Raw genomic sequence first — 26,503 nt, 5'->3', positions numbered from 1 at the left:
CAAGTTCAAGCATACAAGTTGTTAGGAATACGATTTTGGGAGAATCGGAACATGGGGAATCATCGAAAAAAAAGTTTAGCTCTGTTTGTATTAACAATAATAACGACTAGTATTTTTAGCAAAGAAAGTCCTAAGGCTAAGGCAATCGCTTATCTTGAGGTTGTAAATGCGTTAAATATGCCAGCAGCATACCTTTCTCTAGATGATCGTTTAAAGGATAAAATCGGGTTTGATGAACTGAATTTTTTATTGTTTGAGCGATCGAAATTCCTGAGGAACCAAACCGTAAAAAAAGTATTAATTGCAGAAAAGGAAATTCAATATAACACATTAGAGTTATTAAGAAGTTATCAATTCAAGTCTACTTCGGTTAAAAAGAAAACGATCATAGACGAAATTATTTTAGATTCTCAAAACAATATGATATCATATGAAGTGAAATTGTATCATCCAAATGAACCATTTGATGACACTTCCTTTGGAGTCCCTTATGTAGATGAAAATGAAGAAATTCAAATTTCAAAACATTTAAAAGAGTATAATCAAATACAAAAAATATTGAATCAAAAAAAGCATTATAGGTATGGCCACCTTTTTTTCTATCAACCAAAGAAAATTAGTAATTTGGTAAAGGAAATTGACATGCAAAAAGCAAAAAACGATTTAGGAATTTATCGTAAGGAATCGAATGAATTTCTGAATACAGAAAATACAAGATACAAAGTGAATGAATTTAAGATTTTGAATCAGACGTATCATTGTGCGAACAAAGCAAAAATATTTTACTTTTTAATAGAAATTAAATCAGAAAAAACATTCAAAAAAATAGTAAGAGCCTATGAACTAAACAATTCCAAAATTAGATTTTCTTGGACCCAATATACGGAAGAGATGTTGGAGAGCGATTCTTTTATTGATATGATCAAATATGAATGCTAATGTTTTGCCTAGAGCCTGAGCCTCGCCTAAACTAATGAAGCGAACATTATGTTCGTTCTGCTCGATTATCTAAATGAAACATCAATTTGATAAAAAAGTAACAGAAGAGGAATTATGTTTTGCATCCTCTATTTGGGATTTCCTAAGCTGTAATGATCCAATTCAGAAAGCTGATTTAATTTTTGTACCTTGTAGCCATGACTTACGAATCGCTGCCTATGCAGCTGAACTGTATCGTATAGGATTTGCGGAATACATCCTCTTTTCTGGGGGATTGAATTTTTTTACGAAACATATATTCTCGAAGTCTGAAGCTTTGGCTTTTTCAAATCATATAATCTCACTCGGTATTCCGAAAGAAAGTATAATCATAGAAGACAAGTCGACTAACACAGGTGAAAACATATTGTTCTCTAAAAAAATGCTCAGTTCCATGAATCTTCATGTGCCCAATGTGATTGCAATTCAGAAACCTTCCATGACTTTAAGACTGAAATTGGCTTTAGCAAAACAATGGAATGAAGCTTGTTTTTATATTTCCTCACCTAATTATAAACTTCTGGAAGCGCCGCATTCTCACATCAATCTTTTTCTCATCATAAATGAAATTGTGGGTGATTTACAAAGGATCATGGAATATCCTAAATTGGGATTTCAGGTAAAAACGCAAATTCCTGAGTCTATTGAAATTGCATTTCAATATTTAGTTTCAAAAGGATACGATTTGCATCTATTGAAATCATTTTAAAAACAAATGAAAGGAAACGAGAAGAAACGAAAGAGATGATCAAAACGGTTAAACTACCATTGTTTTTAAAACAAATCGATACACTCCTTTCAAAATACAGTCATCTACAAATCAAAAATGTTCAAATTGAAAAAGAAAGTTTAGAATACAATGCAACAGTTTTAGATTTAGATTCAAAAAAAGCAATATTTAGAAAGGCAAAAATAACTCCGAAAAAAATGGGTTTCTTTGTCACGCTTTGGAAAAGAAACAAATATGGAGTCACTACACCTTTTGAAAAGAAGGATGAGTTTGATTTTGTCATCGTTGAAGTAAATCAATTAGGGAAAACTGGACATTTTATTTTTAATAAAAACATTCTTATGGAAAAAGGAATTATCTCTCATCTAAAAAATGGGAAAAGAGGGTTTCGGATTTATCCCACTTGGGATGTACCTTCAAACAAACAAGCAGTCAATTCCCAAATTTGGCAATCACAGTATTTCTTTGAGCATAAGAAAATGAATTCACAAACTAACTCGCGTTTACAGGAAATACTTCGTTAGTTATCTGCGAGCCAATTTTTCAAATTGAATTTCCTAAGCGAAAACAAAATACTTGCTCAAAAATATAGGGAATTGGAATCATCTACTCATGAACTTTATGAAATTATGGAAACGAAGCACTGAAGTGGTTATTTTTGAGAATCAAAATCTCGTTTATTTTAGAACTCATAATTCCAATGATCCTGTTGTCAGAAATTATCCACATATTGACGTTCTCAAACAAAATCCATCGACGAGTTACAAATGGTCTATTTCCCATTTTGATGGTTTGCTCCAACAAATCAAATCTCTCAGGTCAACCAACAAACATTTCTTAGATTATTTCATTAAACCAAAAGTTTTAGTTTTGTTCCCCGAGGATATTTTTGAGTCTGAAAGAATGTTTTTTAGCACTTTATTTGCAGAGATCGCAAGTGAAATTTTTCTAATGGAAACGTTTCATGCATGCCAGTTGAGTGTGTTTTCATTCGATCATTTAATGGGCAAAAAGATACTTTCCATAGGTGAAAGATTAAATCAAAGTTTTACTCATGTTGAAGATTCAAAATATATGAATTCAAAAATAATACTTAATCTAAACGAAGAATTGCAAAATACTAACTTTGATTTAGTGATTTGCCATCAATCAGAGAATCATACAAAGTTGAATAGTGAAGTTTTTTTGCAAGGTGATGAATTGAGGAAACACTTGATTGTGGGCGCTAAAATGTACATTGATTTTTTAAAAATATGAATTCATTTCCAATCCCCCCACACACTCACGCCATTGACACTGAGTTTATCGAAGAGTCGATGGTAGCGGAAATCCTTTCTGAGATAAAATCAAAAGGAAATCACATGGAAGATCCAGAAAGATTGGAGCGGACAGCGGGATCGCCTAATGGATAGAATGTGATCCAAATATCCATTGGCGAGGCGCCCCAACCGTTTTTGACAACTTTGATTAAGCGTGGAGGTGGTGGATCACTCGTACGAGTTTGTCCTGCACTTCTTTTGCGATGGATTCGAGTTCGGAGTTTTGGACGAGTTTTGTCATAGTCATAGGATCAAAGATGGACACTTTGATTTCGCCGTTTTTTTCTTCCGTCACGACTACGTTACATGGTAATAACATTCCGATTTCGTCTGTGGTTTGTAGGGCTCTGTGCGCAAAACTCGGGTTACATGCTCCGAGGATGGTGTAACGTTTGAAATCAACACCAATTTTATCTTTTAAGGTTTGTTTGACGTCAATAGTGGTAAGAACACCAAAACCTTCTTTTTTTAATGCTTCCGTGGTATCGTTTATGGTATCTTCAAAACTTTTTTTTCTGTGAATGGTTAACCCTAACATATATCCTCCAAATCCTATACCCCATAGGGTATAGGAGAAATCGGAAGTTGCAAGAGCTTTTTTAATATTTTTAAGGAGTTACTTCTTATTTAGGAAGTTTTTGCATCTCTTCTACACTGGGAAGTTCTTTAGAAAAATGCCTGATTTCGCCCGACGAGTTTAATAAAAAGTATTGGGGCAGGGACTCTGATTTTAATGAGGCAAAGCGGTCATCCAAAATCAAGGTTTGGAATTCGTTATCGCGTGGTGTGAAGTTGAGAAGAATATAAGTGCCGAGATCGGGTTTTCCTTCCCCACATTCTAAACCTTTTAACATTTCACAACGAACTTTGGTCACGCTTAAAAGGATGAGTTTCCCTTCGCGTGAGGCTTGTCCAAACGCAAAAGATTTGTTATGACCCCAGTGGATTTCCTCACTTGCCATTTGGTTGATTTTGATGTAACCAAAAACGAGTAATAGGATAAAAAGTGGCATGGATAAAAAACCAACCAGGTAAAAAACGCGAGAATATTTCTGCATACAAGTCTATGGAATGGAACCGACCGATTCCCGCCAAGTTCAATTTTTAAGCTTTCGTAAAGCCAAAACTTTAAAAAAAACTACACCTTCTTCTTCCCATTCCTATTCTGGTTCAAAGAGAGAATCTTAGGAGCATTTAATGGAGATTTGGTACACAGAAAAATTGGAATTAGAAAAAGGGCGAGCCGTCAGTTACCGAGTAACAAAGACAATCGAAAGCCTACAATCTCCGTTCCAAAAAATTGATATATTTGAAACACAATCCTTTGGCCGTATGTTTACACTTGATGGTGTAACGATGGTTACGAATAAAGACGAACATTCCTATCATGAGATGATTGCGCATATCCCAATGATGAGCCATCCCAATCCTGAGTCCGTGCTTGTGATTGGTGGGGGAGACGGCGGAACGGTTCGTGAAGTCCTAAAACATCCATCTGTCAAAGAAGTTGTGTTATGCGAGATTGACAAAGCTGTTGTTGATATTAGTTATAAATATTTTCCTGAATGTGCAGACGCGATGAAAGATCCAAAAGTCATTCACCATTATGATGATGGAGCCAAATTTGCAAGAGACAACAAAGGTCGTTTTGATGTGATCCTTGTGGATTCGAGTGATCCAGTAGGTCCTGCTGAAGTATTATTCAAAGAACCATTCTTTCGTGATATGGCAAGTGCCTTAAAACCAACAGGAATCATTGCTACACAAGCGGAATCGTTTTGGTATCATGGAGATGTGATCACTTCACTATTTGAATTCATTCCGAAAATTTTCCCTGAGTATGGATACTATTACACAACGATTCCCACTTACCCGTCCGGAATCATTGGGTTCACATTTTTATCCAATGCTATTGATCCGTATTCGGTCACTCCAGATCCGAAACGAGTTCCTAAAGGTCTCAAATACTATAGCCCCGAAATTCACAAAGCCGCTTTTGTATTACCTGAGTTTGCAAAAGCTTACATCAAACGAAAAGGTTAAAACTTTGTGAGAAGAAATGTCCTCTCTCTTCTATTGACCGTTGGGATGATTTCGATTCCAACGGGTTTCCTTTTGGCACAAGAGTCGAAGGCAACTCGTTTGGAATTGGAAGCAGAGTCGTATGAGAGTCGAGGGTATTTCAAAAAGGGACAAGAGCTTCGAGAAAAAATCAAAAAAATTCGCACTCAGAATTACCAAAGAGGATATGCAGAACCCGATTACATTCCTCCCAACCAAAACATTCCCGCATCTAACAACGGTTCTCTTGAATTTTTCAATGGGAAATGGGAAGTTGGTTTTCGCGGATACCAAAATGCCTCGATGTTTCGATCTGGAAAAGAATGGAGTTTCGATGATGCTAGGATTGCGTTCCAAGCTGGCACACCATACTTTCCTCGTTCGGAAATCGGTTATCAAAACATTCGTTCTTTACCCTTCATCAATGAATGGAATGACAAACGAAGGGAATCAAATACCATTTCTCCAAGAATTGCCTACAGGCATAGTTCCAAAAAATGGGGATTGGAGTATGTTCATTTTCAATCCAATACATCTCGCAATTATTTTACCTTTGGTTATGTAGATACATTCCAATACGGAAATCAAATTGATGCATTTAAAAATGCAGATCACAAATTGGTAGTCCAAGTGTTTGAGGAATATTCATCTAACAAAGGTTTCTCATGGGAATTTGGTTTACGGTTTGGAGGAATGAATACTCAGTCTGCCCAACATTCGATGACCCTAGGGCAAACCAGTTTATTCAAAGATCAAATCAATTACATCGCACCGAGTACAGGTTTTAAGTTTTATCATCATTTTACTAATGTTTGGTCGTATGAATTGGGAGGAGATTTATTTTTTACACCAGAAGCCAAACTCAAATACAAAAGGGATTTGTTTACTACAGCAGGTGGTTACACAAGATTTAGTGGAGAAAGAATTGCGTATGAGGAAGCCTATTCAATTTTTTCAGAAAAAAATCTAGATACGGTACTCATTGGATTGAATCTCTTTTCACAACTGAATTGGCAACCATTGGCCAATCATAAGTTTCATTTGGGAGTTCAATACTTAGAATACAATTGGAGAGCCAATGAGTCGAGGGCACCAGGGTATCGTGCGGTAAATATTGAGTCTTATGTAGCAGCGGTCAAAGATTATTATCTCAGTTCTGGGTATTACGAAGGTGATGGTCAAAATGGAAGACCTAACAGATCCTATGCGATTGCAAATTTATATTTAGGGTACACCTATGTATTTTGAGAAAAAACTCAGAATTTTATTGTTCTTTTTATGTTTTCTCTTTTTAGAATGTGGAGTTTCCTTACGCGTGTATAGACCGTTTCCAAATGAAAGGGAATACGACTTTGTCAAAAAAATGGACCATATTGAGATTTTTGTAAAAGATGAAAATCGGTTACAGATGGCCGTGTATGATCCCTATTTTTTTGATGCGGAAAGTTTAGAAAATGAATACGGTCCCATTTCTTATTTGATACGAAAGGAATTATCCATTCGGGAAAATCGTTACCCTAGACTCATCGAACGAGGTGGAAAAATTCGAGTGGAAACCTTTGAATTGGTTTCTTTGGATCGTTGTTACTATAATCTAACCTATGTTCGTATGAAAGCAAAAATCCAAATCCAAGGAATGGCAGAGGAAGAGTTTCAATACTACGACGAAATTCCTTCTTCAGTGACGAATTGTTATTTACTTGGTAGTGCGATCACCATCTTCCCTTTGATTTGGTATGTGCCATACAATGGGTTTCGGGGAAACAGGGAAGACCAAATCAACCAACTGGGTCGCAATGCCTTAAACGAATTTTTTGTTCAATTGGAACAGTCTTCTGGTTTTTCCAATCTGAGCCCAAGTGCCAAAGAGATCCAAAAGAATGAAGTGATCACTCCACCAGTTCGAAAACCTCCAAAAGTAGAAGAACCAATGGATCCTAAGTTAAAGGAAATTTTAGACTCGTTATGAAACAACGTTCCATTTATTTTCTGTTTTGTTTGGGACTTCTCTTTAGCAATTGTTATTCGCTAGAAAAACAATACAATTATGGAAACCCTTATTTACCAAGTCCAGAATTTACGGAAGACGATCCTCAGTTTGAAGAAGGGGAACCCATTTGGATCTTGGACAAAACAGGGGACTGGGTTTTTTCCATTCCATCCAAACTTGTGTTATGGGATCGAAAGGCTGACAACCATCATATCTCCAAAGAAACAAAAGAATATTTGATTCAGTATATGAAAGAAAATAACCTTCGGGATGTAAAAGTGCGATTCAACCAATACGCTCCTCTTTCGGAATGGAGGCGATTGTCAAAAAATCAAAACATCAATCCCGTGGTTCGCTATTTTTTTGGTTCGATCTCTTTACTTGCGTATACCTTTTTACCGGGACGATTGTTTGCAGGAACTATCGGGGGTGATCATTACAACGCCTTTACCAATACGATCAATTTGTATTCCGATTTGCCTCCTGTTGCCATCCATGAAGGCGGACATGCCAAAGACTTTTCGCAACGAGAGAAACGTACTTTATACGCTGCGGTATATGCAATTCCCATCGTAGGAAGTCTTTACCATGAAGCAAAGGCTTCCGATGATGCCTTAAATTATTTTGCTGAAAAAGAGGATATCAAACAATTGGAATCCTCTTATGAACTTTTGACCCCCGCTTACGCAACCTATGTGGGAGGTGCTATTGGAGATGTTGTGGTGACACCAATCACAACCTTCACAGTGATCCCGGGTCATTTCTATGGTCGGTATAAAAAAAGGGACATCCCTCTAGAATTAGAAAAACGCAAACAAAAGAAAATCCTCAAGGAACCAAAATCCAATCTATGACCTCATTTTTAACGAAATTCCATTCTCGTCGTGACCAGTTACGTTCCCAACTTTGCATTGGGATTGATCCTGAATTGGAAAAATTACCCAAGGTTTGTTTAGAATCCAAATCCCCACTGGTTCATTTTTCGGAAACCATCATCCGTTACACTCATACCCATGCCGTTGCATGGAAACCCAATATCGCTTTTTTTGAACGTTTGGGAGCAGAAGGGTACTTTGCCTTAGAACATATGGTCCACGTGATGAAAGAAGTGTCACCGGACGTTCCGATTGTGATGGATGCGAAACGGGGTGACCTTGCCAATACTGCCAAAGAGTATGCGAAGTACTTTTTTCAAACCTTACAAGTGGATGCACTCACGGTGAATCCTTATATGGGCCGAGATAGTTTGGTGCCGTATCTGGATTTGGGCGGTTATCTTTTTGTTTTAGGGTTAACCTCAAACCCAAGCTCCGCAGACTTTCAAAAATTGAAACTCCATGGCAAAGATTTGTATTTGTACGAAGAGGTGAGTGACCAAATGGCGAAGCTTGCCGAGTCATACCCTGGACAAGTTGGTCTTGTTGTGGGAGGAACCCATCCTTCGGAAATTCAATCCTTACGAAATCGACACAAGGATTTGTGTTTTCTCATCCCTGGGTTTGGTGCCCAAGGTGGAGATTTAGAATCCATCATCAAAGCTTCGGGCAAAGAAGCTCTGATCAATTCTTCTCGAGGCATTACACTCAGCACGCTCTCGGAAAATTATGGTGAAGTTTCGAAAAAGAAATCAGAAGAAGTGCATTTGCAGATGAACCAACTCTTTCCTTAACGGTCTAATCACCATTAGGGAAACAAGTGAAAGAAACATTAGCCATTGTTGGAACTGGAATCGCAGGATTAGGTTCCGCTTACTTTTTAAAAAATGATTTTGATTTAACTATTTTTGACTCAGCCGATTACATTGGCGGGCATACGAACACTGTGATGGTAGAAGAAGATGGGATTCAAATTCCCATTGATACTGGTTTTATTGTCTTCAACCATGTTACCTATCCCAATTTATTACGTTTATTCCAAACTTTAAACGTACCTACAAAAAAGTCGGACATGTCTTTTAGTGTACAACATGATCCCACCAAACTCGAATTCTGCGGTTCAGGACTTTCAGGACTTTTTGCACAAAAACGAAATCTCTTCCGACCTCGGTATTTAAAAATGTTACTCGAGATCGATCGGTTCAATTCCTCCGCTCCCAAAATTTTGGATAACCCAACCTATGATGATTGGAATTTAGGTCGTTATATGGAGACCTTTGGGTATGGAAAAGATATTTTGAACTACTACTTAGTTCCAATGAGTTCGGCTGTTTGGTCCACACCACCTGATTTGATGTTGGAATTTCCTGCTAAATCCCTCATTCGTTTCTTTTATAACCATGGATTTTTAGGCCTGAATACCCAACACCAGTGGTATACCGTCGACGGTGGCTCGAAAGAATATGTAAAACGGATCATTCCTCCGATTCAAAATCGATTCCGTTTGAATACACCTGTGCTTGCCGTAACAAGATTGCCAAATGGAAAGGTGGAACTCAGTTTACCAGAGGGGAAAAAGGAAGTGTTTGATAAAGTGTTACTGGCAACCCATGGTCATATCTCTGCCAAACTCTTACAAAACCCCACAAAACTTGAAAAGGAATTATTACCTCTCTACAAATACCAACACAATACTGCCACCTTACATACAGATGATACGGATATGCCGAAAATCAAATCTTGTTGGTCGAGTTGGAATTACAAAATCATCGATGGAAAGGATGGAAAACAAGATCCATATACCATCTATTGGATGAACCGATTACAAAATGTTTCAAAAAAGAAAAACTATTTTGTCACCATCAATGATCCCGATCGTGTGAAAAAAAGCCATCTCATCAAAAAAGTTGATTATGAACATCCACTCTTTTCTGTAGAAGCATCACTTGGCCAAGCTCATTTGCCTAAGTTAAATGAGGAAGGACCAATATATTATGCAGGTGCTTATTTTCGGTATGGTTTCCATGAAGATGGATTTTTATCGGCAGTGAATGTTTCCAAAAGTATATTAAAACGAGACCCATGGACCTAAATTCCTGTATGTATGAAGCGGACGTATTTCATATGCGTACCGCACCTACCCAAAACAAATTCCAATATAAAATTTTTAACTTTTATATTGATTTGGAAGAAGTAGACCAACTGTCCCACAAATCTATCTTTTTCTCTAGGAACCGGTGGAACCTATTTTCCTATTACGATAAAGACCATTTACAATTTGGAAAAGAATCGACGTATGAAAATGTAAAAACGTTTTTAGAGGCCTCAGGTGTGAAAGAACCTGTAGGGAAAATATATCTTTTAACCAATTTTAGAGTACTTGGCTATGTGTTTAATCCTGTGAGTTTTTACTTCTGTTTTACACCAAACGGAACTCCACTTGTTGCCATCGCAGAAGTAGGCAATACCTTTGGGGAAATCAAACCTTACATAGGAACGTTTCAAAAAGGTAAGGGTACCATTGCAGATCCAGAAGTCTACATTCGAGAACCAAAACATTTTTATGTCTCACCCTTCATTACTTTGGATTCGGAATTTGAATTTCGTCTGAACATTCCCAATGAAAAATTACAGATTGGAGTCGACTCTTACGAAGCAGGAAAACGAATTTTGATTACATCCTTTATTGGAAAAAAAATCCCGTTTCGATCCCAATCCTTATTAAAACTTTTCATCCAATTTCCATTTATTACCGTCAAAATAATAACATTGATTCATTGGCAAGCATTCAAGTTGTGGATCAAAAAAATTCCATATATAAAGAAACACCAAAACTTAGAGAAACAAACAGGAGTTCCCCTTGGAAAAATCAGCGAACCAGTCCCTTTTACAAGAAACGATTGATTCAGAATTATTTAGTGAACTAAAGGATAAGTCTGTCACCGAACAGTATCCCATTTACAAGAAGATATTTTTTAAAGCAATGAGTTCCATGAAACGTGGATCTCTTAGGATGATATTGCCAAACGGCGAACAAGTGATTTTGGGAGATCCAAAAACTGATTTTGATCCAAAATTCCATTCAGCAATCATCCATGTGAAAAACCCAGTTTTCTTCAAAAAATCCGTGTTACACGGTGACATCGGATTTTCGGAATCCTATTTAACTGGGGACTGGGATACAGATTCGATTGAAAATGTGATTTCTTGGTTTATTTTAAATGTGGATGAAGCTCCTAATTTATCAGGGGCAAAGAAAAAATTATTCCATTTGGATTTATTCAATTTAGGGAATAAGTTTTTACATTTCCTTCGCAGAAATACACTCACGGGAAGTAAAAAGAATATTGTAGAACATTATGATTTAGGAAATAGTTTTTATAAATTATTTTTAGATCCTACTATGACTTATAGTTCTGCGTATTTTGAGTCCCTTGACCAAACTTTGGAAGAAGCACAAACTACCAAAGTTGATAAACTTTGCCAAAAATTGAAACTGAATCCTAACGATCATTTATTGGAAATTGGAAGTGGTTGGGGATTTTTGTCCATTCATGCGGCAAAAAATTATGGATGCAAAGTAACAACAGTTACCCTTTCGGAAGAACAATATAAATTTGCGAAAGAACGGATAGAAAAAGAAGGATTATCTGACAAAATCGAAATTCGAATTCAAGACTATCGTAAAATCGAAGGTAAGTTTACAAAACTTGTTTCGGTTGAGATGTTGGAAGCAGTGGGTGATGCCTATTATGAAACCTTTTTCCAAAAATGCCAAGAACTTCTGACCCAAGATGGGATTATGGCGCTTCAAGTAATCACTTGCCCAGATTCTCGATTTACTTCTTTCAAAAAGGGAATCGATTTCATCCAAAAACATATTTTCCCAGGTTCTCTACTTCCTTCCATCGGACGAATGAACCAAGCGATCAATCGAACAGGGGATATGTATCTACATCATTTGGAAGATATGGGTCTCAGTTATGCAAAAACACTTCGGGTTTGGTTACGTGCTTTTGAAGAAAATCTATCAGAAGTGCGAAGCCAAGGATACAGTGAAACCTTTATCCGTAAGTGGAGATACTATTTGGCCTATTGTGCCGCTGCGTTCCAAATGCGGAATATCAGCGTAGTGCAAGCTGTCTACGTAAGACCCAATAATCTAAACATCTAAACACTAGGGTTATCCAATGGATGGAATTGAATTCGATCCATTGGTGGGTATTCCCTAAAAAAAACATCTTGCCAAACAAAGGAATCACCTTATCTCTCTGTCTATGAGAGAAACCAAGTCTGTATTTACATTTGACGAACCTATTGAACGATTGTGGTCTGCCGTCACCGTTTATGAAGTGTTAGTGCATTGGTTGGCAGATGAGGTGAGAGGTCGACCCAAAGTAGGGGGAGAGTTTTCTTGGACTTGGAAATTAGGCCTCGAAGGAAACTTCACATCTCATGGAGTGTATCAAAAAATTGAACCTCTGAAAGAACTGGTGATGGAATGGAAAGACCATCCAGCTGGTGATATTTATTTACAGTTATTATTTGAATCAACAGGATCTAACACATCCAAATTAACGATTGTTAATGGGGGTTTCCCTGACAATGATTCTTCACAAGTATGGCTAGATGGTGCCAAAGAGGCATGGGATGGACAAGCTGTACACTTAAAAGACTTCTTAAAACAAAATCCAGATATCAGCAAATTTATGAAAAAATCTTGATCTCTCGACCCTTTCTAAAATCCTGGTAAAAGTAAGGGTTGTTAAGGAGGGTTGGAAGATGGAATATCCTGAATTGGAATCTTATTTCCAGAAATTAACTGATATAACAGACCGTATCGCAATGATGAACAATCATTTTGATGCGTCACCTGAGATCGACATACCACAGTTAACTGAGTTTTTCGATGACATCCAATCAAAAGATTGGGAAAATACTGCTAGAGAGTATTATGAGCTTTTCACTAGTTATTTCACATTCCATGTGAAAACAGTGGAAGAAATCATTCAAGAAGCACGTGAAATCTTAAATCCAGAAAATAGAGAACACGTGAAAAAATTAGTAAGCCATGTTCGTAAGGCTGATGACTGGTTCTTAAGCCTTAAAAAGAAACGTAAACTTGCTCGTACACAAGTAGCATAAACACTTCTTCCCTCTTTCGAAAGTCTGAGGGAAGTATCTCAATTCGCTTTACAATTTAATCCGTTTCCTTTCTCCTTTCAGATATGCTCAAGGCACGGTTCCTTTTTTACCCAGTTTTCCTTTTAGTTTTTTTGTTTTTTGTGGATTCTATTTTCAGAATTCCTTATGTGCAAATCATTACAAAAATTGACCTAACGGCAGTTAACTATAAAGCAAAAGCTGATTTTTTGGAACAACTCATTCAGAAAAAACCTGGAGTTGGGCAGAACAAATCCAAAAAAATCATGTTGATTTTGGGTTCTTCCCGTCTTTTGTACTTTGATCATGATGAATTGGTTTCGTTTTACCCAGAATGGGAGATTTACAATCTTTCCTCAGCAGTCACAACCCCTGCCTATTATGATTACCAACTTTCAAAAATTCTAGATGCTGGCATCAAACCTGATCTTGTGATCATGGAAACGGATCCAAACCAATTTAACCAAAACTCCGTTTTCAAAAGTTCAAATTTAACCTATAGTTTTGATTTGGGTTATGTATTGTCCAACATCCAATTGTTTGGAAAGGACTATGCTTCCTTTTATTTGGGTAGGAAACTTTTTGCGGTAGGAACTTATAAACCATATCTTGATCAGATGTGGAAAAATTACAACAATCCATATCTCGCCAATGCTTTTGAAATGCATAAAGCAACATATGATTATATTTTATCGCATAACGGACATGGTTTGTCACCTGTGGATAATTTTATGGAGAAAAACTCCAATTCCCTTTTGCAAACAAGTCATAGAACCTTAGATTGGTTGTTTGCTTCTTACCAAAGAAGTGGAATGCAATTTGGTTTTTATGAAAAAATACTTTCTCGTTTGAGACAGGAATCTATCAAAGTTGTGGTTGTTTGGCCTTTGTCTTCTCCCGATTTCGAATCCTTAATGGAAAAAGAATCACTCGTTCGAGTATGGGAAAAGGAAGTGAATGAAATCACTTCCAAATATCAGTATTCAATTTTAAAATTAAAAGATGATTCGTCTTATTCTTGTAATGCATTTGCAGATGGTGGTCACGTAGCAAAAGATTGTTATAGAGGACTTATGCGATCTATTCTACTGGAATACTTTCGTAAGTATGAACCAAACCGTTTGTAAATTCAAACCCACAAATAGGAAAACGATTTCCATCTCCTTCTGTACCAATCACCGATTTTAATGATCTTGGTTTTGTTTGGACAGGAGTGAGAATCTCTCCTGATTCCTTCCGATTGCGAATGCTTGCGTTAAAACCAGTCGGAGAATCTGCCCAAAAAAAGATTCCTTTGTTATTGATTCCAGCCACTCTACCAAAATTTTTTCTCGAAGTACTATTATCTATCGCAGGTGTATTTGTAGTATAAAAGTTAGTCGATCCTTGTTTGATTGTCGTTTTGATTGTTGTGGGTAACACAGGATTTGTTGTAAGCCGATTCAAACTGGTAGGCAAAGGATAATAGTGCACTGCGTCGGTTAAGTCTAGGATGTCAGGTGTAACACCTGACGAATTCACTTGATGCACAGCGGTAAAATTAGTAAGTCCAAAACTATAACCAGTGATTAAGGCATACATCCGAAAGAAGATATCGGAATTCTGGGTGGTGAGAGCTGTTGATTGGAAATTGGAACTGGTTTGGAACACAGACATCAAACTTCCAGTTGAGTTGGCTCGGATCCCATTGACACCCAGGACAGAATTTCGAAAGAAGTTTTGTTTCTGTTCTTCTGTTGTTCCTGAGCTTTCGTAGAGATACTTTAAAAATACATAAGCAAACGCATATTGTTTCAGAACCTCGTTACTGCTATTATTCCAATCCATTAGGGATACTCCATTGATCCCATCAAGGCACCGAGACTCTCTCCCCGCATAACAATCGAGTCGACTCGTTTGAGGACCAAAACCAGCAATATCACTTGCGACTTCGCTGGTTCCTTCATTGATCCAAAGTTCATCTGTTTGATTTGCTTCATACATCCTGGGAAATCGAAGTAAGTGTTGGAATTCGTGAGCTGCTGTGGAAGTAAAGGCATTGGGGTCTGAATTATTTGATGTAATTAATTCTTTTCCATCCAGATACAAAACTTCTGCGTAATTAGAACGAATTCTAGATAAAAAATTATCCGCGAAATAATTCACTGGATCGTAATAACCTGCCACATAAGCGCTGTTTGCTGTAGCGCCATCCTTGATGTCCATGACTAAAATTTTGATTTTACCATCTCCATCTCTGTCACTAGGAGTACCAAATGTGGAAATGAGTTTTCCATAAATATTGGTATCAAAAACTTCCCCAAAATTCACCAAATTATAATTAGTTGATAATGATAATTCTTTGTATACTTGGACATTGGTCCCATCATACAAAAGTTGGACAGGTACACATACACTGCTTTGTGTGGTTAAGTCTCTGGCCCAAAGTCCATTGCCCGTATTACAATTTCCAATCAGTAGTAGATACGTTCCAAGCAAAGTGGTAGTATTGTTTTTTTCTTCCTCTTGGGTTGCTAAAAGTAAGGGATAACAATTGAAAAAAATAGATGAAATAAATAGAAGCGCAGCGATTACTCGGTAATTTAAGTGCATAAATTTTTGATTTTATCCCTTATTTGCCTTCTACCTTTTTGGACGAACCCGATGGTAGGAAAATCACTGGAAGGATTGTATTTTTCAGACCGTCAAACAACTGAAAACGGATACCTAGTGATTGGTATAGAAATTTTCCAAGAAAAAGGAAAGTTTTTTTACAACGCGCAGGAACTCCGATTCAAAAAAACCTTGGGTTGGGAAGAAGTATTATTTGTAGGGAAAATCACTCTAGTAGGTGAAGAAACCATTCTCGTTCCGGAAGGTTGTCAAATCCGAGCGATGAAAGAGTGGGGTGAAAAATTAGCCTTATTACGTCGTTTTGATTGTGACCATCTACAATTCTCTCTGAAAAAGAACAAATCCAATGTTTGGGTAGTTTCGGAATCCTTACTGGGAACCTTAGAACATATCCCTTTGGTTTATGCCTTAGAACATTCCGCGGGGAATCCTGTTGGAGTGCAACTGACTGGCTTACCTGAGGGGAGAGAAGGGATTTGGGGCTTTCATTTGAACGGACTTGGGGGAAAGAACCCGGAAAAAACCTGGAACCCTTCTAAAGGTCAATGGGAGCCATTTAGGGGCTACGGAATGAGTGAGGAACTCCAATTCTACCGATGGAAACGAACCTTTTCTAATTGACCCAATCCTTCCTTCCAGGGACTTTCCTTTTACATTGAAAAAGATCAGAATTGGGGTGATTGCAGCCGCTGGAAAAGGTACCAGAGCCTATCCCCGTACGAGTTTTATACCAAAACCACTCTTTGTCATCGAAGGTAAAACCATCCTCCACAGGAATGTGGAACTGATGGCGAAAACATTCGGGATTGAAAAGGTGTATGTGCTTGTTGGCCACCTAAAAGAACATATCAAAGCGGAAGTGGAACACATTCGTTTGGAACTTCCCAAAGTTGTCATTGAAACCGTCTTATGGACGGAAAAAGGTTTGGCTTCTGATGTTGCCAGTTTGGAAAAAATGATCCATGAACCTTTCCTTACCATCTTGGGTGATGAATTTTATTACAGATCCAATCATGAAATGTTTCTAAAAGCGCTGAAGAAACATCCAAAAATGTCTGCCTCTATTGGCATTGTAAAAACATCCTTATTGTCTCGTATCCGCAAAAATTATTCAGTTGTATTAGAAGATGATAAAATTCTAAATTTAGTAGAAAAACCAGAAAATCCTCCGAATGAACTTTTGGGTTTGGGTAGTTATTATTTTACTCCAGAATATTTTGAAGTATTTAAAAAAACACCACCTTCCCCAAAATCTGGTGTCATCGAAATCACGGATGTCATTGATAAAATGGCAAAGGAAACCAGTGGGGGAGTATTTGCAACAACTCTGAATTGTGAGTATTTCAATATCAACTCCATGCAAGATTATTATCATGCTGTTTACGAAGTTAGAAACGATTTGTTTTCGAAATTCAAAACGAGTTTGATAATCCCAACCAATAACAATGAACGTTCCATTACGGATGTCATTGTTGATTTTAAAGACAAGTTCAATGAAATCATTGTGATAGATAACGAATCCACTGATGAAACATTGACTCTTGCAAAAAAAGAAAAAGTAAAAACATATACTTTCCCTGGTGATGGTGACCCCACACGATTGGGAGAACAAGTCCGCCGTGGAATGGAATACGCAACAGGAGATATTCTGGTTGTAGTTTCACCAGACGGTTCTTTTCGTTCCAAAGATTTTCCAAAACTCCTCGAATACATGAAAGATTCGGACATGGTCATTGGAACAAGGACAACAAGACAGATGATCGAACAAGGTTCCAATTTAAAACCATTGTATCGATTGGTGAATTTATTGATGGGGAAATTGGTAGAAGTATTTTGGTGGGGCCAAGAACCAAGATTTACGGATGTAGATTGTCAATTTTTCTCTGTTTGGCGAGAGTCATATGACCGTGTAAAACCTCAGTTACTTGTAGAGGATCGAAAATTCATAGTGGAGATGATGATTGATATCGTCAGATCCCATATGAGATGTATTGAGATTCCAGTTTCTTACTTCAAACCAGTAGGACAAGTGGAATATCGATTGCGCGATATGATTTCGGATTCATTCCAAATATTCAAATTAATTTTATCAAAAAAGTTTTTCTTAGGAGAAAGTCGCGATGGCGAATAAAGTATTAGTAACTGGTGGATGTGGATTTTTAGGATCCCATGTTTGTGAATTATTCCGTAAAGAAGGTTGGGATGTTGTCAGTTTTGATAACATGACAAAATATGAATTGAAACGCACTGGTTACGGAACAGACGCTACTCGAGATTATAACTGGAATTATTTAAAATCCCTTGGTGTTACCATGGTGAAAGGTGATATCCGAAACATAGAACATTTAATGGATCGCAGTGCAGATTGTGATTATATCATTCACACAGCAGCTCAACCTGCGATGACGATTTCTTGGGAAGATCCAGAACTTGATTTTTCAACGAATGTGATCGGAACATTTAACGTGATGGAAGCTGCAAGAAAACACAAAATCCCTGTAGTAAACACATCTTCAATCCATGTTTACGGAAACTCGATCAACGACAGTCTCAAAGAAGACAAAACTTCCTATGTAAGAGAACCAGTGGAAATACCTGTCACTCATCCAACAATGGTAGGCCAAATTTCTCCTCTTCATGCTTCTAAAATGAGTGCCGAACATTATGTTCGATCTTATACAGATATGTATGGCGTGAAAGCGGCTAGTTTCCGATTTACAGGAATTTACGGAGAACGTCAGTTTGGTGGAGAAGACCATGGTTGGGTTGCAAATTTTGCGATTCGTTCTGTTTTTGGTTTACCTCTTCGTATTTTTGGAACTGGAAAACAAACTCGAGATATTTTACACGCGGAAGATGGGGCAAAGTCTTATTTAGAATTTTTTAAGAACCCAATTCCAGGTGTTTATAATATTGGTGGTGCTAGCCCACATAAAATCTCCTTATTAGAATGTATTTATCTCATAGGCGAAATTCTTGGAAAAAAACAAGAGATTCTCTTTGAGGTGGAAAGACCAGGTGACATGCGTTACTTTATCTGTGATATTTCCGAAGCGAAGAAATTTGGATTCAATCCAAAAATTCTTCCAAAAGAAGGGGTCACTCGGCTTTTGAAATGGATCGAAGCAAACAAAGACGTATTCAACATCGCTGGTAAGTAATATGGCAAATCGAACACTTGTGGTGATCCCAGCTTATAATGAAGCAGCCACAATTGAAGAAGTGGTGCGTGGCGCGATCGCCTATGCAGATGTCTCTGTGACAGATGACGCTAGTAAGGATGCAACACCAACGATTCTAAAAAAACTCTCAAAAGAATTCGGATCCAAACTCCATGTGATCCGACATGAGAAAAATACTCATATCCCAAAAGGAATCCAAGATGGGATGAAGTATGCTGTCGAAAAAAAATATGATTGGGTCATTACTATGGATGCTGGTTTGTCCCATGATGCAGCATATCTCAAAGACTTTATCCAATTTCCCAATTGTGATTTGGTCATCGGATCTCGAACCTCGACAGTGAATGTGCCTTTGTATCGCAAACTGATCTCTTGGTTAGCTGCGAAAGTGATGAACTACTGTTTGTCAAATGGGGTATTCAATCTGTTTGGGAATCGATTGCGAGATTGCACTAGTGGATATAGACGTTATTCCAGATCCATGTTTGAGAAAATTGCAAACTACCCATTGGAATCAGTTGCCTTTGATTTCCATATGGAAGCATTGTCGATTGTTTCCAAACACAATGGTAACATCAAAGAACTTCCCATCAAATACGTTTTTTCAAATAGCAGTTTCAATCGTAAGGTTTTAAAACTAGCCATTCAATTTGCAAAAAAACTTTTATTAAGAAAATGGAAACTGATCCCCGAATACCCGTAACACAAAGCCGAATAGGAATCAAATGGAAAGTGTTTCTCGCTACCATTTGTTTGTTAGCTGGTATTTTTTTACTCGATAGAGTGTTATTTTATGACCTCTATTTTCAATTCCCCAACGAGACAGAGTGGGATTCTTCTCCTTGGTACAATTTTATTTACAAAACAAAATCCTTACAAAAAGAAAAAAACGAACATAGAACCATCATCACAGGTAGTTCCGTTGCTTTGTATTCAGTATTACCAGATTTATTGAATCAAACCAAAGATCGAAAAACGAAATACGATTTTTTTTCTCACGTGGCCATGTCGCCCACAGATCTTTATTATTATAAAGAAACATTACGTTCCACGAATCCTGATCTTGTTGTTTACCTTCACAATTTCGCTGATTTACAATGGGAATATCTAGATAAATCAGAAAACAGATTCACTTTCCAAGAAGACGTTTGGGTTCAACAATTGGCAGATCGGTATCCGACCAAAACCATTTATCCAACACAATTTCTAAAAGAATACGGTTATCGAATCTCCCGAAAATCATTTTCGAAACTAGCCACCAAATCCTTGTTTTATGTGAGTCGTTTTAGAGTATTCTTTTGGGATCCTATTGTGGTTTATATTGATAACCATTTTCGAAGTGGAAGGAAATATCATTTATACCAAGGTGAGATTCCCAAAGAAGGGATATGGTCCAAAGGGTGGACCAAAGAAGTAGCAACCATCTCTTGCACGGAACAAAGAAAACGAGAATCCATTTTTTTACAAAAACCAAATACAGAGCTTACGTTTCGATTTTACTCAGATGAAACATCTCTTTTAGCAAAGACACCAAGTGTTTCCACAGTAAAAACTTTTACGAAATCAGGTTGGGTCGATATACGATGGAATGAGTTAGTGGGTAAAGAAAACGAATGGAATATCGTGCAAATCCAAGTGGGATCCAATGTCCCCTCGGCGAAAGAAGTGAATTTGATTCGGTATGGAAAAGATGAAACTGTTGGAATTCGTTTGTCTCATTTTTTCTGCAAACGATTGAGTAGTGAAAATTTTGCATATTCCCGAAGAAGTTTTTGGGATGACACCCGTTTTATCCAGATGTCTGATTCTGAATTCAGGGACGAATACTTTGAAAGGATGATCAAAGATTCTGGGAATCGAAATGAACTATTTCGTCTTCACATTGTTCGGGAAGCAAAAAAAACAGTGAACACGGTGCGTTTCGAGCCATGGACTGAATACAATCGTATCTTAGAAATATCAGATTATTTTTATCAAAGCAAAATTCCCTTTGTTTTAGTTTTAAGTCCTGAAAATCCAATTGAGTATGCTTACTATCAGAATTCACAGTGGAGAAAGGATTGGATTTCTGATCTACGAACGAATTTAGAAAAACGTGGGCAAATACTCATTGATCATACCGATGTTGTGAAAGATGTTCGGTATTTTTTTGATCCTCATCATTTAACATACGAAGGTGCCAGTTTTTATAATTCTATTTTTTCCAAATCATTAGAGCCGTACTTCTCAAATCAGAAAACGGAATCGTTTCAGGAGAAACCATAATGTTACTAAAAAAGTTAAATCCAATATTCCTGTATCTAAACACAAAACAATGGTTAACGGTTTTAGTTTTTCTTTTAATATGGGGGATTACCTCGATTTCGTATTGGAAAAAATACGAATGGAATCCTAGTTCCATGGTGAATTTTGGACATGAGTTTGCCTTACAAAATGAGTCCGAAACTCCAAAAAACGCAATTCTTTTCAAAGGAGAAGAAGGGGATTTAGGGGCGGGATATGATGGACAAATTTTTTATTATTTTTCCAGACCACTTTCCAATTTTAATTTGAATTGGCCAAAGGGATTTGATGAATCCTATCGTGCTCCAAGGATCGGATATCCTTTGTTAGTTGCATTATTTGGTTTTTTTGGAAAAACAAGTGCCATTTTTGGGATGTATTTTTGGAATATCACGTTGATTTTAGTTTCTTATTTTTTTCTTAGGAAACTTTTAGATGAAGAATCGAAACCTTATGCGGTTTTATATTTACTCAGTCCATTCGCATTGGGGAGTTATTATGTTCTTGTGAGTGATTCTGTTATGGTGTCTCTTTTGATCATCGCTTACTATTTTTATATAAAAGAAAACCATCTTGTTTTTATTTTATTATCCAGTTTAGCAATCCTCACAAAAGAACCAGCTCTGTTTTTATTATTCCCTCTTGGCTTAGCTGCCTTGTTTCGTAAAGATTGGAAAAAGATGATTATCGTTGGATTGGTCCTAGTGATTCCCATCTGTTGGCATTTGTATTTATCATACCGTTTTCCCAATTGGAGACCAGGACGACTTACCGATTTTATTTTGCCTTTGGAAGGAATGATTTCTTATATGGAATCCATCTGGAGCCAATTGGCTCATGGAAACAATTGGAAAGATTTGGCACGACTTCTTTCACGGTTCCCACTGCTTGTACTTTTCTTCTTAGGAGTATTTTTGCCTTTCACAGGAAAACTCACGAAAGGATGGGAATTTAGGATTTCATTTTTACTGATTCTCTTTATGGTCGGAACAGCTGGGTATTACCATTTCTGGTCTGTATATGAAAACGTATCTAGAATGTTTACACTTAGCATCCCTGTGCTTTTATTGTTGTATAATGAAGACAAAACGATCCGCAAACAAGAATATATTCTTGTTACACTTCTCATTTTGGTTTTATTCCTCATAAAAGTATTATTCATTTCAAAACAATTGAATTACCAAGTTGGATTTTAGAAGTTTGATTCTTTTTGAATTTGGAAATTCTTTTTTGCTTCTTCGTTTAAACTTTGAATTTCTTCTTTTTTGAAGACCAATTCGGTACCATCATTCAATACAAATTGGATGAATGGCGAATCGGATTGGTTTACGATGTCTCGTAGATCTTCTAAAGACGAAACCTCTTTCCCATTCACTGTTTTTAAAATCACTTGGTGAGTAGTGTGGTATGCTTTATTCCCTGACAGTGGAAATACTTGTGATAAAAAGACAATTTTGCCTTCTTTCGATTTTCTTTTGATTCGATAAAAGTCATTTAAATACAGGAGTTCTTTGCTAACACGATTGCGCCATTGATTGCCATGTTCAGTTAAATAGGTTTCTGATAATTCTAAGAAAACAATGCCAGCTAACATTAAATATTTGGGAGGTTGGAATCTTGTATTTCCGTGTGGAATTCGAATATCAGCTTCATTGAGAGGTTTCGTTTCTAATTCTAGTTGGATTGGTTTTTTCTTTCGTAAAACTTTAAGTTTTATTTTTTTTCCAAACGCAGATTCTGTATCATAAGTATTATGGAATAAATAAGAAAGATTGAGTTTCCCAAATTTGGGATGATCAAAATATCCTTTGGGATCAATTTTATAATTTGATACTTCCAAAATCACATCTTCCAATTCTAAGATTCCAGAAGTCGAAGAATTTGGATAAATTTCAGCTACTAAGACTCCTAAATCATCTTTTCTAAGTCCAAAATAGTTTCGGGACGCAACATCGAGTAGGGGTTTGTAACGAAATCCTTTGAACGGGAATGGTTTCCCTTCGATAAAATGTTTGATGGCAAAGGAAGGGATCATTTTTCCCATTCCATTTTCTTTGAACTGGTATAAAATGCCTTGTGGGATTCTAGAAGTCACATCTACGACAAGTTCGCCAATGCCTTCCAATTTTTCCTCTGATTGAATTTCGATATAAGGTAGTTCCACATAACCACTGGCATACGCTTCGACATCCAATCGAATCATTCTAATTTTTTTCTCTTCCAAATTCCTTTGGTCTTTGCTTTCCATCACAAGGCCTGTGCCTGGTAAAAAAATTTCGTTTGGAAACTGGACTGGTTTCAAATCTTTTTGAAAACTTGGGTCATCTAACTTAAGAATGGCGAGTCCTAAATCGGCATCTAATCTTTCTAGTTCTGCAGTATACACTTTTAACGCATCTGGCTTTTTTACTTCTATGTTCGTGTAAAAATAAATTGCCTGAGCTGGAACTAAAATTCGGTTTTCGCCAATATAAATTCCAGTGGATTGTCGAATCTCCGGATTTTTAAATCTCCATGGTTGGATAAAGTTTGGATATAAAACCGTTACCTTAATTTGTAAGATGGAAGCATCCGTACTCGAAACAGGGACAGATTTCCCTTGAATTTGGAAAACAAAACTTAAGAGAAAGATCAATAGAGATAAAAAGAGAGAGGAATTTTTCATTTGTTACCTGTGATATGATAGGTGCGTTTGATTTCGATATTACCTTTTTCCATTTCTTCCCGATCTAAAAGAAGTGGTACTTGAATTCCATAAAACTGGATTTTCATTGTTTTCTCTTTTGAGTTTTGATACAAATCTTTCAGATGGTTTAGGTTTTTCACCTTCGTACCATTAAACGATTCTACAACCATGTTCATGTAGAAGTCAGAATGGGAATTGATGGGATGAGGTAATTTCCGATACAAAACCACATCTTCATTTTCGCCGTCATTCAGAGGGGAGGCATCATAAAAACGATACACTAGTAAACTCCCGCCCTGGGTTTGTCCATTTTTACTCCAAGCTTCTAACAAATCTCGGGTTACAGTTTGGAAAACTAAACCACCTAACAAAAAGTAATCGTATTCTTTCCCATAACTGGATCTTTGGTTTTCCATTTGAGGCATTTTTTTGGCAGGAAAACGCACTTGGATTTTTTTCTTTTGCCTGATTAAATCAAATTGGATTTCTTCTCCCGCAAATTTGTTATCAATCACCTCTAAAAAATCAATGGAGTTTGTTTCGATTAAATTTCCATTGCGACCAATGTTACGTCCATCGATGGCTGTTAAGTAGTCTCCAGGGAATAAATACCCATCTGCCGAACCTTGTTTGAATACTCTTGTGACAAATACTCCTTCCTCCGATTGAGGAATTCCATAAAACTTACGATGGGACTCAGAAAAAGAATTTTGGGTTTGGATACCAAGTTCCACATAACCATGATAAATTCCATCTTCAATGTCTTTCAAAAAATGTTGGATGACATTGGTTGGGATGATATAACCAATATTTTCCCCTTTTGTGGAAGCTTGGAATGCCACTCCAACCACTTTCCCATTTTGAAGTGCAGGTCCACCTGAGTTTCCAGGATTGATAGCTGCATCTACTTGTACAACCAAATGGCTATCAATCCCAGTATGTGCATAACTTGATTGTTCAATTCTGGAAACAATTCCTCGGCTAACGGAGATTTTACTCCCACCGATGGGATAACCTAATATGTCTACAGGACTTGCTAATTCTGGTAAACCACCTAACTCAAGTTGTATACTATTTTTATAAAAACTTTCATCGGGCACTTCTAAAATTGCCAAATCACAATCATGGGCAATGTATAAAACTTTTAATTCATACCATTCCGTTTGGTTGTACCTTTGTGCTTCGATAAATTTTGCATTGGAAACAACATGGGCATTGGTTAAAATTCGATTTTTGGAAATGATGAATCCAGAGCCAGTGGAAGCCGAAATTCCAGAAGACATCCAGGGTGAGAAAGGATCTTTTGTTTGCGAAAAAACACGGATTTGGACTACAGATTTCTTCAATTCGTCAATAGATTGTGAGTTGTCTTGTGCCGAAATGGGAAGGGACAATAAAATTAGAAAAAATAAAATAGTACTCGCAAAGGGAATTAGGGTCGTTAGTCTTTTTTTTTGTTTCTGCATGAGTTTTTTAGAATCCATTTTATTCGGATCAGTTGCCTTTTTTTCGTTGATTACGGGCATCGTTTCCTTTAGAAAGAACCCTCGCACGGGAATGAAAACAAGTTTTTCAGTCCTTGCTGGTTTTTTCTGTATCGGTGATTTCACAATCATCATTGATACTTTGTTCTTAAAAAATCAAATTCTAGACCATCCTCATATCATTTCAACCTACTTGGTTTTCTTTTCCTTTGTATTGATATTTTTTGGATTACATTTTCCTACTTTTTTTCGAAACTTCCCGAGACTTCTCATTATCGCTTCTTTTGATTTCGGAATGGGCATTATGTTATTGTTAGTTGATTTGGGGCTGTTGAATGATGTTTATCCAGAAGCAAGTTTAATTTTACTCAAATACTATTATAATACTTATTATATTCTTACATTTTTTATATTTTCTTATCTCATCACTTCCAAACTTCAATTTAATTTTCCTGCCATCCAGAAGTTTATGGAATATATTTATTACGCTGCAATTTTTACTTGTTTTAGTTTTTTGATCATTTGTATTTTTCCATCCAACATTCCATTCACAACAAAGTATTTTTTACATTTTTTCTTATTTATGAATTTACTGTTTTTGATGTGTTTTATTGTCTTTTTGTTTCATTATTCGTTTACAAAAGACTATCTCACACATCCGTTTTCTTTTTTGTTTGAACGTTCCAAACAAATTTTTGAAGAGAAAATTCCAGCGAACCGAGCCAACTCACGGCTCATCAAAGAAAAACTTTGGCTCCTTTATGACAAACAAAATTGGCGTCATACGATGGATAGTTTTTGGTTCCAAATCCTTGTGGATGAAACTTTAGATAATGCTTTAGAACACGGTGGCAAAAGGGAAGATGATATCATCACCGTCCACGTATTTGAATCTGCAAAGTTCATTGATGTGTTTGTCATTGATAGTGGAAAAGGATTTAATCCACGTCATGTTCCAAGTCCCATCGAATCTGACCGTAAACTGATAACCGGGGGAAGGGGAATTCACATCCTAAAAAAACTATTTTTAGTGAGATGGAATTTTTTAGGAAACGAAGTGAATATACGAGTGGATAAAACAAAAAGTTCCGATTGGAAAACTAACGTTTAGTCGAAACTTTCTGTTTTGAATGGATATT

The 26,503-nt window shown here is 36.8% G+C and carries 27 protein-coding genes; 22 read left to right on the top strand and 5 right to left on the bottom strand.

All coding sequences use genetic code 11. The annotated features are described in order from the left end of the window. Positions 1-51 precede the first annotated feature (51 nt). From EHQ59_RS03795 to EHQ59_RS03780, 4 genes are all read left to right on the top strand, one after another. Complete coding sequence (locus EHQ59_RS03795) at positions 52-939, top strand: hypothetical protein (protein ID WP_135617816.1); 888 nt, start codon at positions 52-54, stop codon at positions 937-939. 73 nt (positions 940-1,012) lie between these two features. Further along, positions 1,013-1,687, top strand: a complete 675-nt coding sequence (locus EHQ59_RS03790; protein WP_135617815.1) for a YdcF family protein — start codon at positions 1,013-1,015, stop codon at positions 1,685-1,687. Between the two features lie 59 nt (positions 1,688-1,746). After that, a complete protein-coding gene (locus EHQ59_RS03785; protein WP_244245370.1) occupies positions 1,747-2,232 on the top strand; it encodes a MepB family protein in 486 nt (161 codons plus the stop codon). A gap of 97 nt (positions 2,233-2,329) precedes the next feature. Further along, on the top strand, positions 2,330-2,965 hold the full coding sequence (locus EHQ59_RS03780) for a hypothetical protein (protein ID WP_135617813.1): 636 nt from the start codon (positions 2,330-2,332) through the stop codon (positions 2,963-2,965). Between the two features lie 210 nt (positions 2,966-3,175). Here EHQ59_RS03780 and EHQ59_RS03775 read toward each other — a convergent pair whose 3' ends face one another. Both EHQ59_RS03775 and EHQ59_RS03770 read right to left on the bottom strand, forming a co-directional pair. Continuing rightward, positions 3,176-3,565, bottom strand: coding sequence for a DUF302 domain-containing protein (locus EHQ59_RS03775; RefSeq protein WP_135617812.1), 390 nt, complete (start codon positions 3,563-3,565; stop codon positions 3,176-3,178). Between the two features lie 85 nt (positions 3,566-3,650). Then, entirely contained in the window at positions 3,651-4,085 is a 435-nt protein-coding gene (locus tag EHQ59_RS03770; RefSeq protein WP_135617811.1) for a hypothetical protein, read from the bottom strand. A 139-nt stretch (positions 4,086-4,224) separates the two neighbouring features. On the opposite strand from EHQ59_RS03770, the gene speE reads away from it, so the two are divergent. The 11 genes from speE (at position 4,225) to EHQ59_RS03715 (ending at position 14,243) form a co-directional block, all read left to right on the top strand. Further along, complete coding sequence (speE, locus tag EHQ59_RS03765) at positions 4,225-5,070, top strand: polyamine aminopropyltransferase (RefSeq protein WP_100727913.1); 846 nt, start codon at positions 4,225-4,227, stop codon at positions 5,068-5,070. A gap of 6 nt (positions 5,071-5,076) precedes the next feature. Then, complete coding sequence (locus tag EHQ59_RS03760; protein WP_244245368.1) at positions 5,077-6,336, top strand: hypothetical protein; 1,260 nt, start codon at positions 5,077-5,079, stop codon at positions 6,334-6,336. Continuing rightward, a complete protein-coding gene (locus tag EHQ59_RS03755) occupies positions 6,326-7,057 on the top strand; it encodes a hypothetical protein (protein ID WP_135617810.1) in 732 nt (243 codons plus the stop codon). Before EHQ59_RS03760 ends, EHQ59_RS03755 begins: the two co-directional genes overlap by 11 nt. Continuing rightward, entirely contained in the window at positions 7,054-7,932 is an 879-nt protein-coding gene (locus EHQ59_RS03750) for a hypothetical protein (RefSeq protein WP_135617809.1), read from the top strand. The genes EHQ59_RS03755 and EHQ59_RS03750 overlap by 4 nt, the downstream gene beginning before the upstream one ends. Then, positions 7,929-8,747 (top strand): orotidine-5'-phosphate decarboxylase, encoded by an 819-nt coding sequence (gene pyrF / locus EHQ59_RS03745; RefSeq protein ID WP_135617808.1) that lies wholly within the window; start codon positions 7,929-7,931, stop codon positions 8,745-8,747. The genes EHQ59_RS03750 and pyrF overlap by 4 nt, the downstream gene beginning before the upstream one ends. A 26-nt stretch (positions 8,748-8,773) precedes the next feature. Next, positions 8,774-10,045, top strand: a complete 1,272-nt coding sequence (locus tag EHQ59_RS03740; protein ID WP_135617807.1) for an NAD(P)/FAD-dependent oxidoreductase — start codon at positions 8,774-8,776, stop codon at positions 10,043-10,045. Positions 10,046-10,053: 8 nt separating this feature from the next. Further along, complete coding sequence (locus EHQ59_RS03735; RefSeq protein ID WP_135617942.1) at positions 10,054-10,857, top strand: DUF1365 domain-containing protein; 804 nt, start codon at positions 10,054-10,056, stop codon at positions 10,855-10,857. Beyond that, positions 10,814-12,127, top strand: coding sequence for an SAM-dependent methyltransferase (locus EHQ59_RS03730; RefSeq protein ID WP_208652321.1), 1,314 nt, complete (start codon positions 10,814-10,816; stop codon positions 12,125-12,127). Before EHQ59_RS03735 ends, EHQ59_RS03730 begins: the two co-directional genes overlap by 44 nt. A 103-nt stretch (positions 12,128-12,230) precedes the next feature. Next, a complete protein-coding gene (locus EHQ59_RS03725) occupies positions 12,231-12,677 on the top strand; it encodes an SRPBCC family protein (protein WP_135617806.1) in 447 nt (148 codons plus the stop codon). A 58-nt stretch (positions 12,678-12,735) separates the two neighbouring features. Continuing rightward, positions 12,736-13,098 (top strand): protein kinase family protein, encoded by a 363-nt coding sequence (locus EHQ59_RS03720; protein WP_135617805.1) that lies wholly within the window; start codon positions 12,736-12,738, stop codon positions 13,096-13,098. 83 nt (positions 13,099-13,181) lie between these two features. Beyond that, positions 13,182-14,243 carry a DUF1574 domain-containing protein gene (locus EHQ59_RS03715; protein ID WP_135617804.1) on the top strand — a complete coding sequence of 354 codons (1,062 nt, stop codon included), beginning with the start codon at positions 13,182-13,184 and terminating at the stop codon, positions 14,241-14,243. Here EHQ59_RS03715 and EHQ59_RS03710 read toward each other — a convergent pair. Further along, entirely contained in the window at positions 14,197-15,708 is a 1,512-nt protein-coding gene (locus EHQ59_RS03710; protein WP_208652320.1) for a peptidase MA family protein, read from the bottom strand. The genes EHQ59_RS03715 and EHQ59_RS03710 overlap by 47 nt on opposite strands. A 51-nt stretch (positions 15,709-15,759) precedes the next feature. On the opposite strand from EHQ59_RS03710, the gene EHQ59_RS03705 reads away from it, so the two are divergent. Genes EHQ59_RS03705 through EHQ59_RS03680 form a run of 6 tightly spaced genes read left to right on the top strand, consistent with a single transcriptional unit; the run spans position 15,760 to position 22,390 of the window. After that, complete coding sequence (locus tag EHQ59_RS03705) at positions 15,760-16,350, top strand: hypothetical protein (protein WP_208652319.1); 591 nt, start codon at positions 15,760-15,762, stop codon at positions 16,348-16,350. A 34-nt stretch (positions 16,351-16,384) separates the two neighbouring features. After that, positions 16,385-17,860, top strand: a complete 1,476-nt coding sequence (locus tag EHQ59_RS03700) for a sugar phosphate nucleotidyltransferase (protein ID WP_135617802.1) — start codon at positions 16,385-16,387, stop codon at positions 17,858-17,860. Beyond that, complete coding sequence (locus EHQ59_RS03695; protein WP_135617801.1) at positions 17,850-18,890, top strand: NAD-dependent epimerase/dehydratase family protein; 1,041 nt, start codon at positions 17,850-17,852, stop codon at positions 18,888-18,890. Before EHQ59_RS03700 ends, EHQ59_RS03695 begins: the two co-directional genes overlap by 11 nt. Position 18,891: 1 nt before the next feature. Beyond that, on the top strand, positions 18,892-19,614 hold the full coding sequence (locus EHQ59_RS03690; RefSeq protein WP_135617800.1) for a glycosyltransferase: 723 nt from the start codon (positions 18,892-18,894) through the stop codon (positions 19,612-19,614). Continuing rightward, complete coding sequence (locus tag EHQ59_RS03685; RefSeq protein WP_208652318.1) at positions 19,587-21,176, top strand: hypothetical protein; 1,590 nt, start codon at positions 19,587-19,589, stop codon at positions 21,174-21,176. Before EHQ59_RS03690 ends, EHQ59_RS03685 begins: the two co-directional genes overlap by 28 nt. Beyond that, positions 21,176-22,390: an AZOBR_p60025 family cell surface glycopolymer formation protein gene (locus tag EHQ59_RS03680; protein ID WP_135617799.1), complete on the top strand. Its 1,215-nt coding sequence runs from the start codon at positions 21,176-21,178 to the stop codon at positions 22,388-22,390. The genes EHQ59_RS03685 and EHQ59_RS03680 overlap by 1 nt, the downstream gene beginning before the upstream one ends. Here EHQ59_RS03680 and EHQ59_RS03675 read toward each other — a convergent pair. Together EHQ59_RS03675 and EHQ59_RS03670 are read right to left on the bottom strand one after the other, a co-directional pair. Continuing rightward, positions 22,387-23,859 (bottom strand): PDZ domain-containing protein, encoded by a 1,473-nt coding sequence (locus EHQ59_RS03675; protein ID WP_135617798.1) that lies wholly within the window; start codon positions 23,857-23,859, stop codon positions 22,387-22,389. The genes EHQ59_RS03680 and EHQ59_RS03675 overlap by 4 nt on opposite strands. After that, complete coding sequence (locus EHQ59_RS03670) at positions 23,856-25,406, bottom strand: S1C family serine protease (protein WP_135617797.1); 1,551 nt, start codon at positions 25,404-25,406, stop codon at positions 23,856-23,858. The genes EHQ59_RS03675 and EHQ59_RS03670 overlap by 4 nt, the downstream gene beginning before the upstream one ends. A 31-nt stretch (positions 25,407-25,437) precedes the next feature. Between EHQ59_RS03670 and EHQ59_RS03665 the strand changes: the two genes are divergently transcribed. Next, complete coding sequence (locus tag EHQ59_RS03665; RefSeq protein WP_135617796.1) at positions 25,438-26,475, top strand: ATP-binding protein; 1,038 nt, start codon at positions 25,438-25,440, stop codon at positions 26,473-26,475. Positions 26,476-26,503 lie beyond the last annotated feature (28 nt).

Source organism: Leptospira kemamanensis (genome assembly GCF_004769665.1).
GTDB lineage: Bacteria > Spirochaetota > Leptospiria > Leptospirales > Leptospiraceae > Leptospira_A > Leptospira_A kemamanensis.
The sequence above is the reverse complement of the archived record's forward strand: the minus strand, read 5'-3'. Positions and strand labels throughout refer to the sequence as shown.

What these genes read in the sequence shown, in the direction of transcription:
- EHQ59_RS03735 (WP_135617942.1), top strand. Translation starts at nt 10,054, where the DNA reads ATGTATGAAGCGGACGTATTTCATATGCGTACCGCACCTACCCAAAAC.
- EHQ59_RS03720 (WP_135617805.1), top strand. Translation starts at nt 12,736, where the DNA reads ATGGAATATCCTGAATTGGAATCTTATTTCCAGAAATTAACTGATATA.
- EHQ59_RS03675 (WP_135617798.1), bottom strand. Translation starts at nt 23,859, where the DNA reads ATGAAAAATTCCTCTCTCTTTTTATCTCTATTGATCTTTCTCTTAAGT.
- EHQ59_RS03665 (WP_135617796.1), top strand. Translation starts at nt 25,438, where the DNA reads ATGAAAACAAGTTTTTCAGTCCTTGCTGGTTTTTTCTGTATCGGTGAT.
- EHQ59_RS03750 (WP_135617809.1), top strand. Translation starts at nt 7,054, where the DNA reads ATGAAACAACGTTCCATTTATTTTCTGTTTTGTTTGGGACTTCTCTTT.
- EHQ59_RS03795 (WP_135617816.1), top strand. Translation starts at nt 52, where the DNA reads ATGGGGAATCATCGAAAAAAAAGTTTAGCTCTGTTTGTATTAACAATA.
- EHQ59_RS03710 (WP_208652320.1), bottom strand. Translation starts at nt 15,708, where the DNA reads ATGCACTTAAATTACCGAGTAATCGCTGCGCTTCTATTTATTTCATCT.
- EHQ59_RS03775 (WP_135617812.1), bottom strand. Translation starts at nt 3,565, where the DNA reads ATGTTAGGGTTAACCATTCACAGAAAAAAAAGTTTTGAAGATACCATA.
- EHQ59_RS03770 (WP_135617811.1), bottom strand. Translation starts at nt 4,085, where the DNA reads ATGCAGAAATATTCTCGCGTTTTTTACCTGGTTGGTTTTTTATCCATG.
- EHQ59_RS03725 (WP_135617806.1), top strand. Translation starts at nt 12,231, where the DNA reads ATGAGAGAAACCAAGTCTGTATTTACATTTGACGAACCTATTGAACGA.
- pyrF (WP_135617808.1), top strand. Translation starts at nt 7,929, where the DNA reads ATGACCTCATTTTTAACGAAATTCCATTCTCGTCGTGACCAGTTACGT.
- EHQ59_RS03695 (WP_135617801.1), top strand. Translation starts at nt 17,850, where the DNA reads ATGGCGAATAAAGTATTAGTAACTGGTGGATGTGGATTTTTAGGATCC.
- speE (WP_100727913.1), top strand. Translation starts at nt 4,225, where the DNA reads ATGGAGATTTGGTACACAGAAAAATTGGAATTAGAAAAAGGGCGAGCC.
- EHQ59_RS03755 (WP_135617810.1), top strand. Translation starts at nt 6,326, where the DNA reads ATGTATTTTGAGAAAAAACTCAGAATTTTATTGTTCTTTTTATGTTTT.
- EHQ59_RS03670 (WP_135617797.1), bottom strand. Translation starts at nt 25,406, where the DNA reads ATGCCCGTAATCAACGAAAAAAAGGCAACTGATCCGAATAAAATGGAT.
- EHQ59_RS03780 (WP_135617813.1), top strand. Translation starts at nt 2,330, where the DNA reads ATGAAATTATGGAAACGAAGCACTGAAGTGGTTATTTTTGAGAATCAA.
- EHQ59_RS03705 (WP_208652319.1), top strand. Translation starts at nt 15,760, where the DNA reads ATGGTAGGAAAATCACTGGAAGGATTGTATTTTTCAGACCGTCAAACA.
- EHQ59_RS03680 (WP_135617799.1), top strand. Translation starts at nt 21,176, where the DNA reads ATGTTACTAAAAAAGTTAAATCCAATATTCCTGTATCTAAACACAAAA.
- EHQ59_RS03715 (WP_135617804.1), top strand. Translation starts at nt 13,182, where the DNA reads ATGCTCAAGGCACGGTTCCTTTTTTACCCAGTTTTCCTTTTAGTTTTT.
- EHQ59_RS03690 (WP_135617800.1), top strand. Translation starts at nt 18,892, where the DNA reads ATGGCAAATCGAACACTTGTGGTGATCCCAGCTTATAATGAAGCAGCC.
- EHQ59_RS03790 (WP_135617815.1), top strand. Translation starts at nt 1,013, where the DNA reads ATGAAACATCAATTTGATAAAAAAGTAACAGAAGAGGAATTATGTTTT.
- EHQ59_RS03685 (WP_208652318.1), top strand. Translation starts at nt 19,587, where the DNA reads ATGGAAACTGATCCCCGAATACCCGTAACACAAAGCCGAATAGGAATC.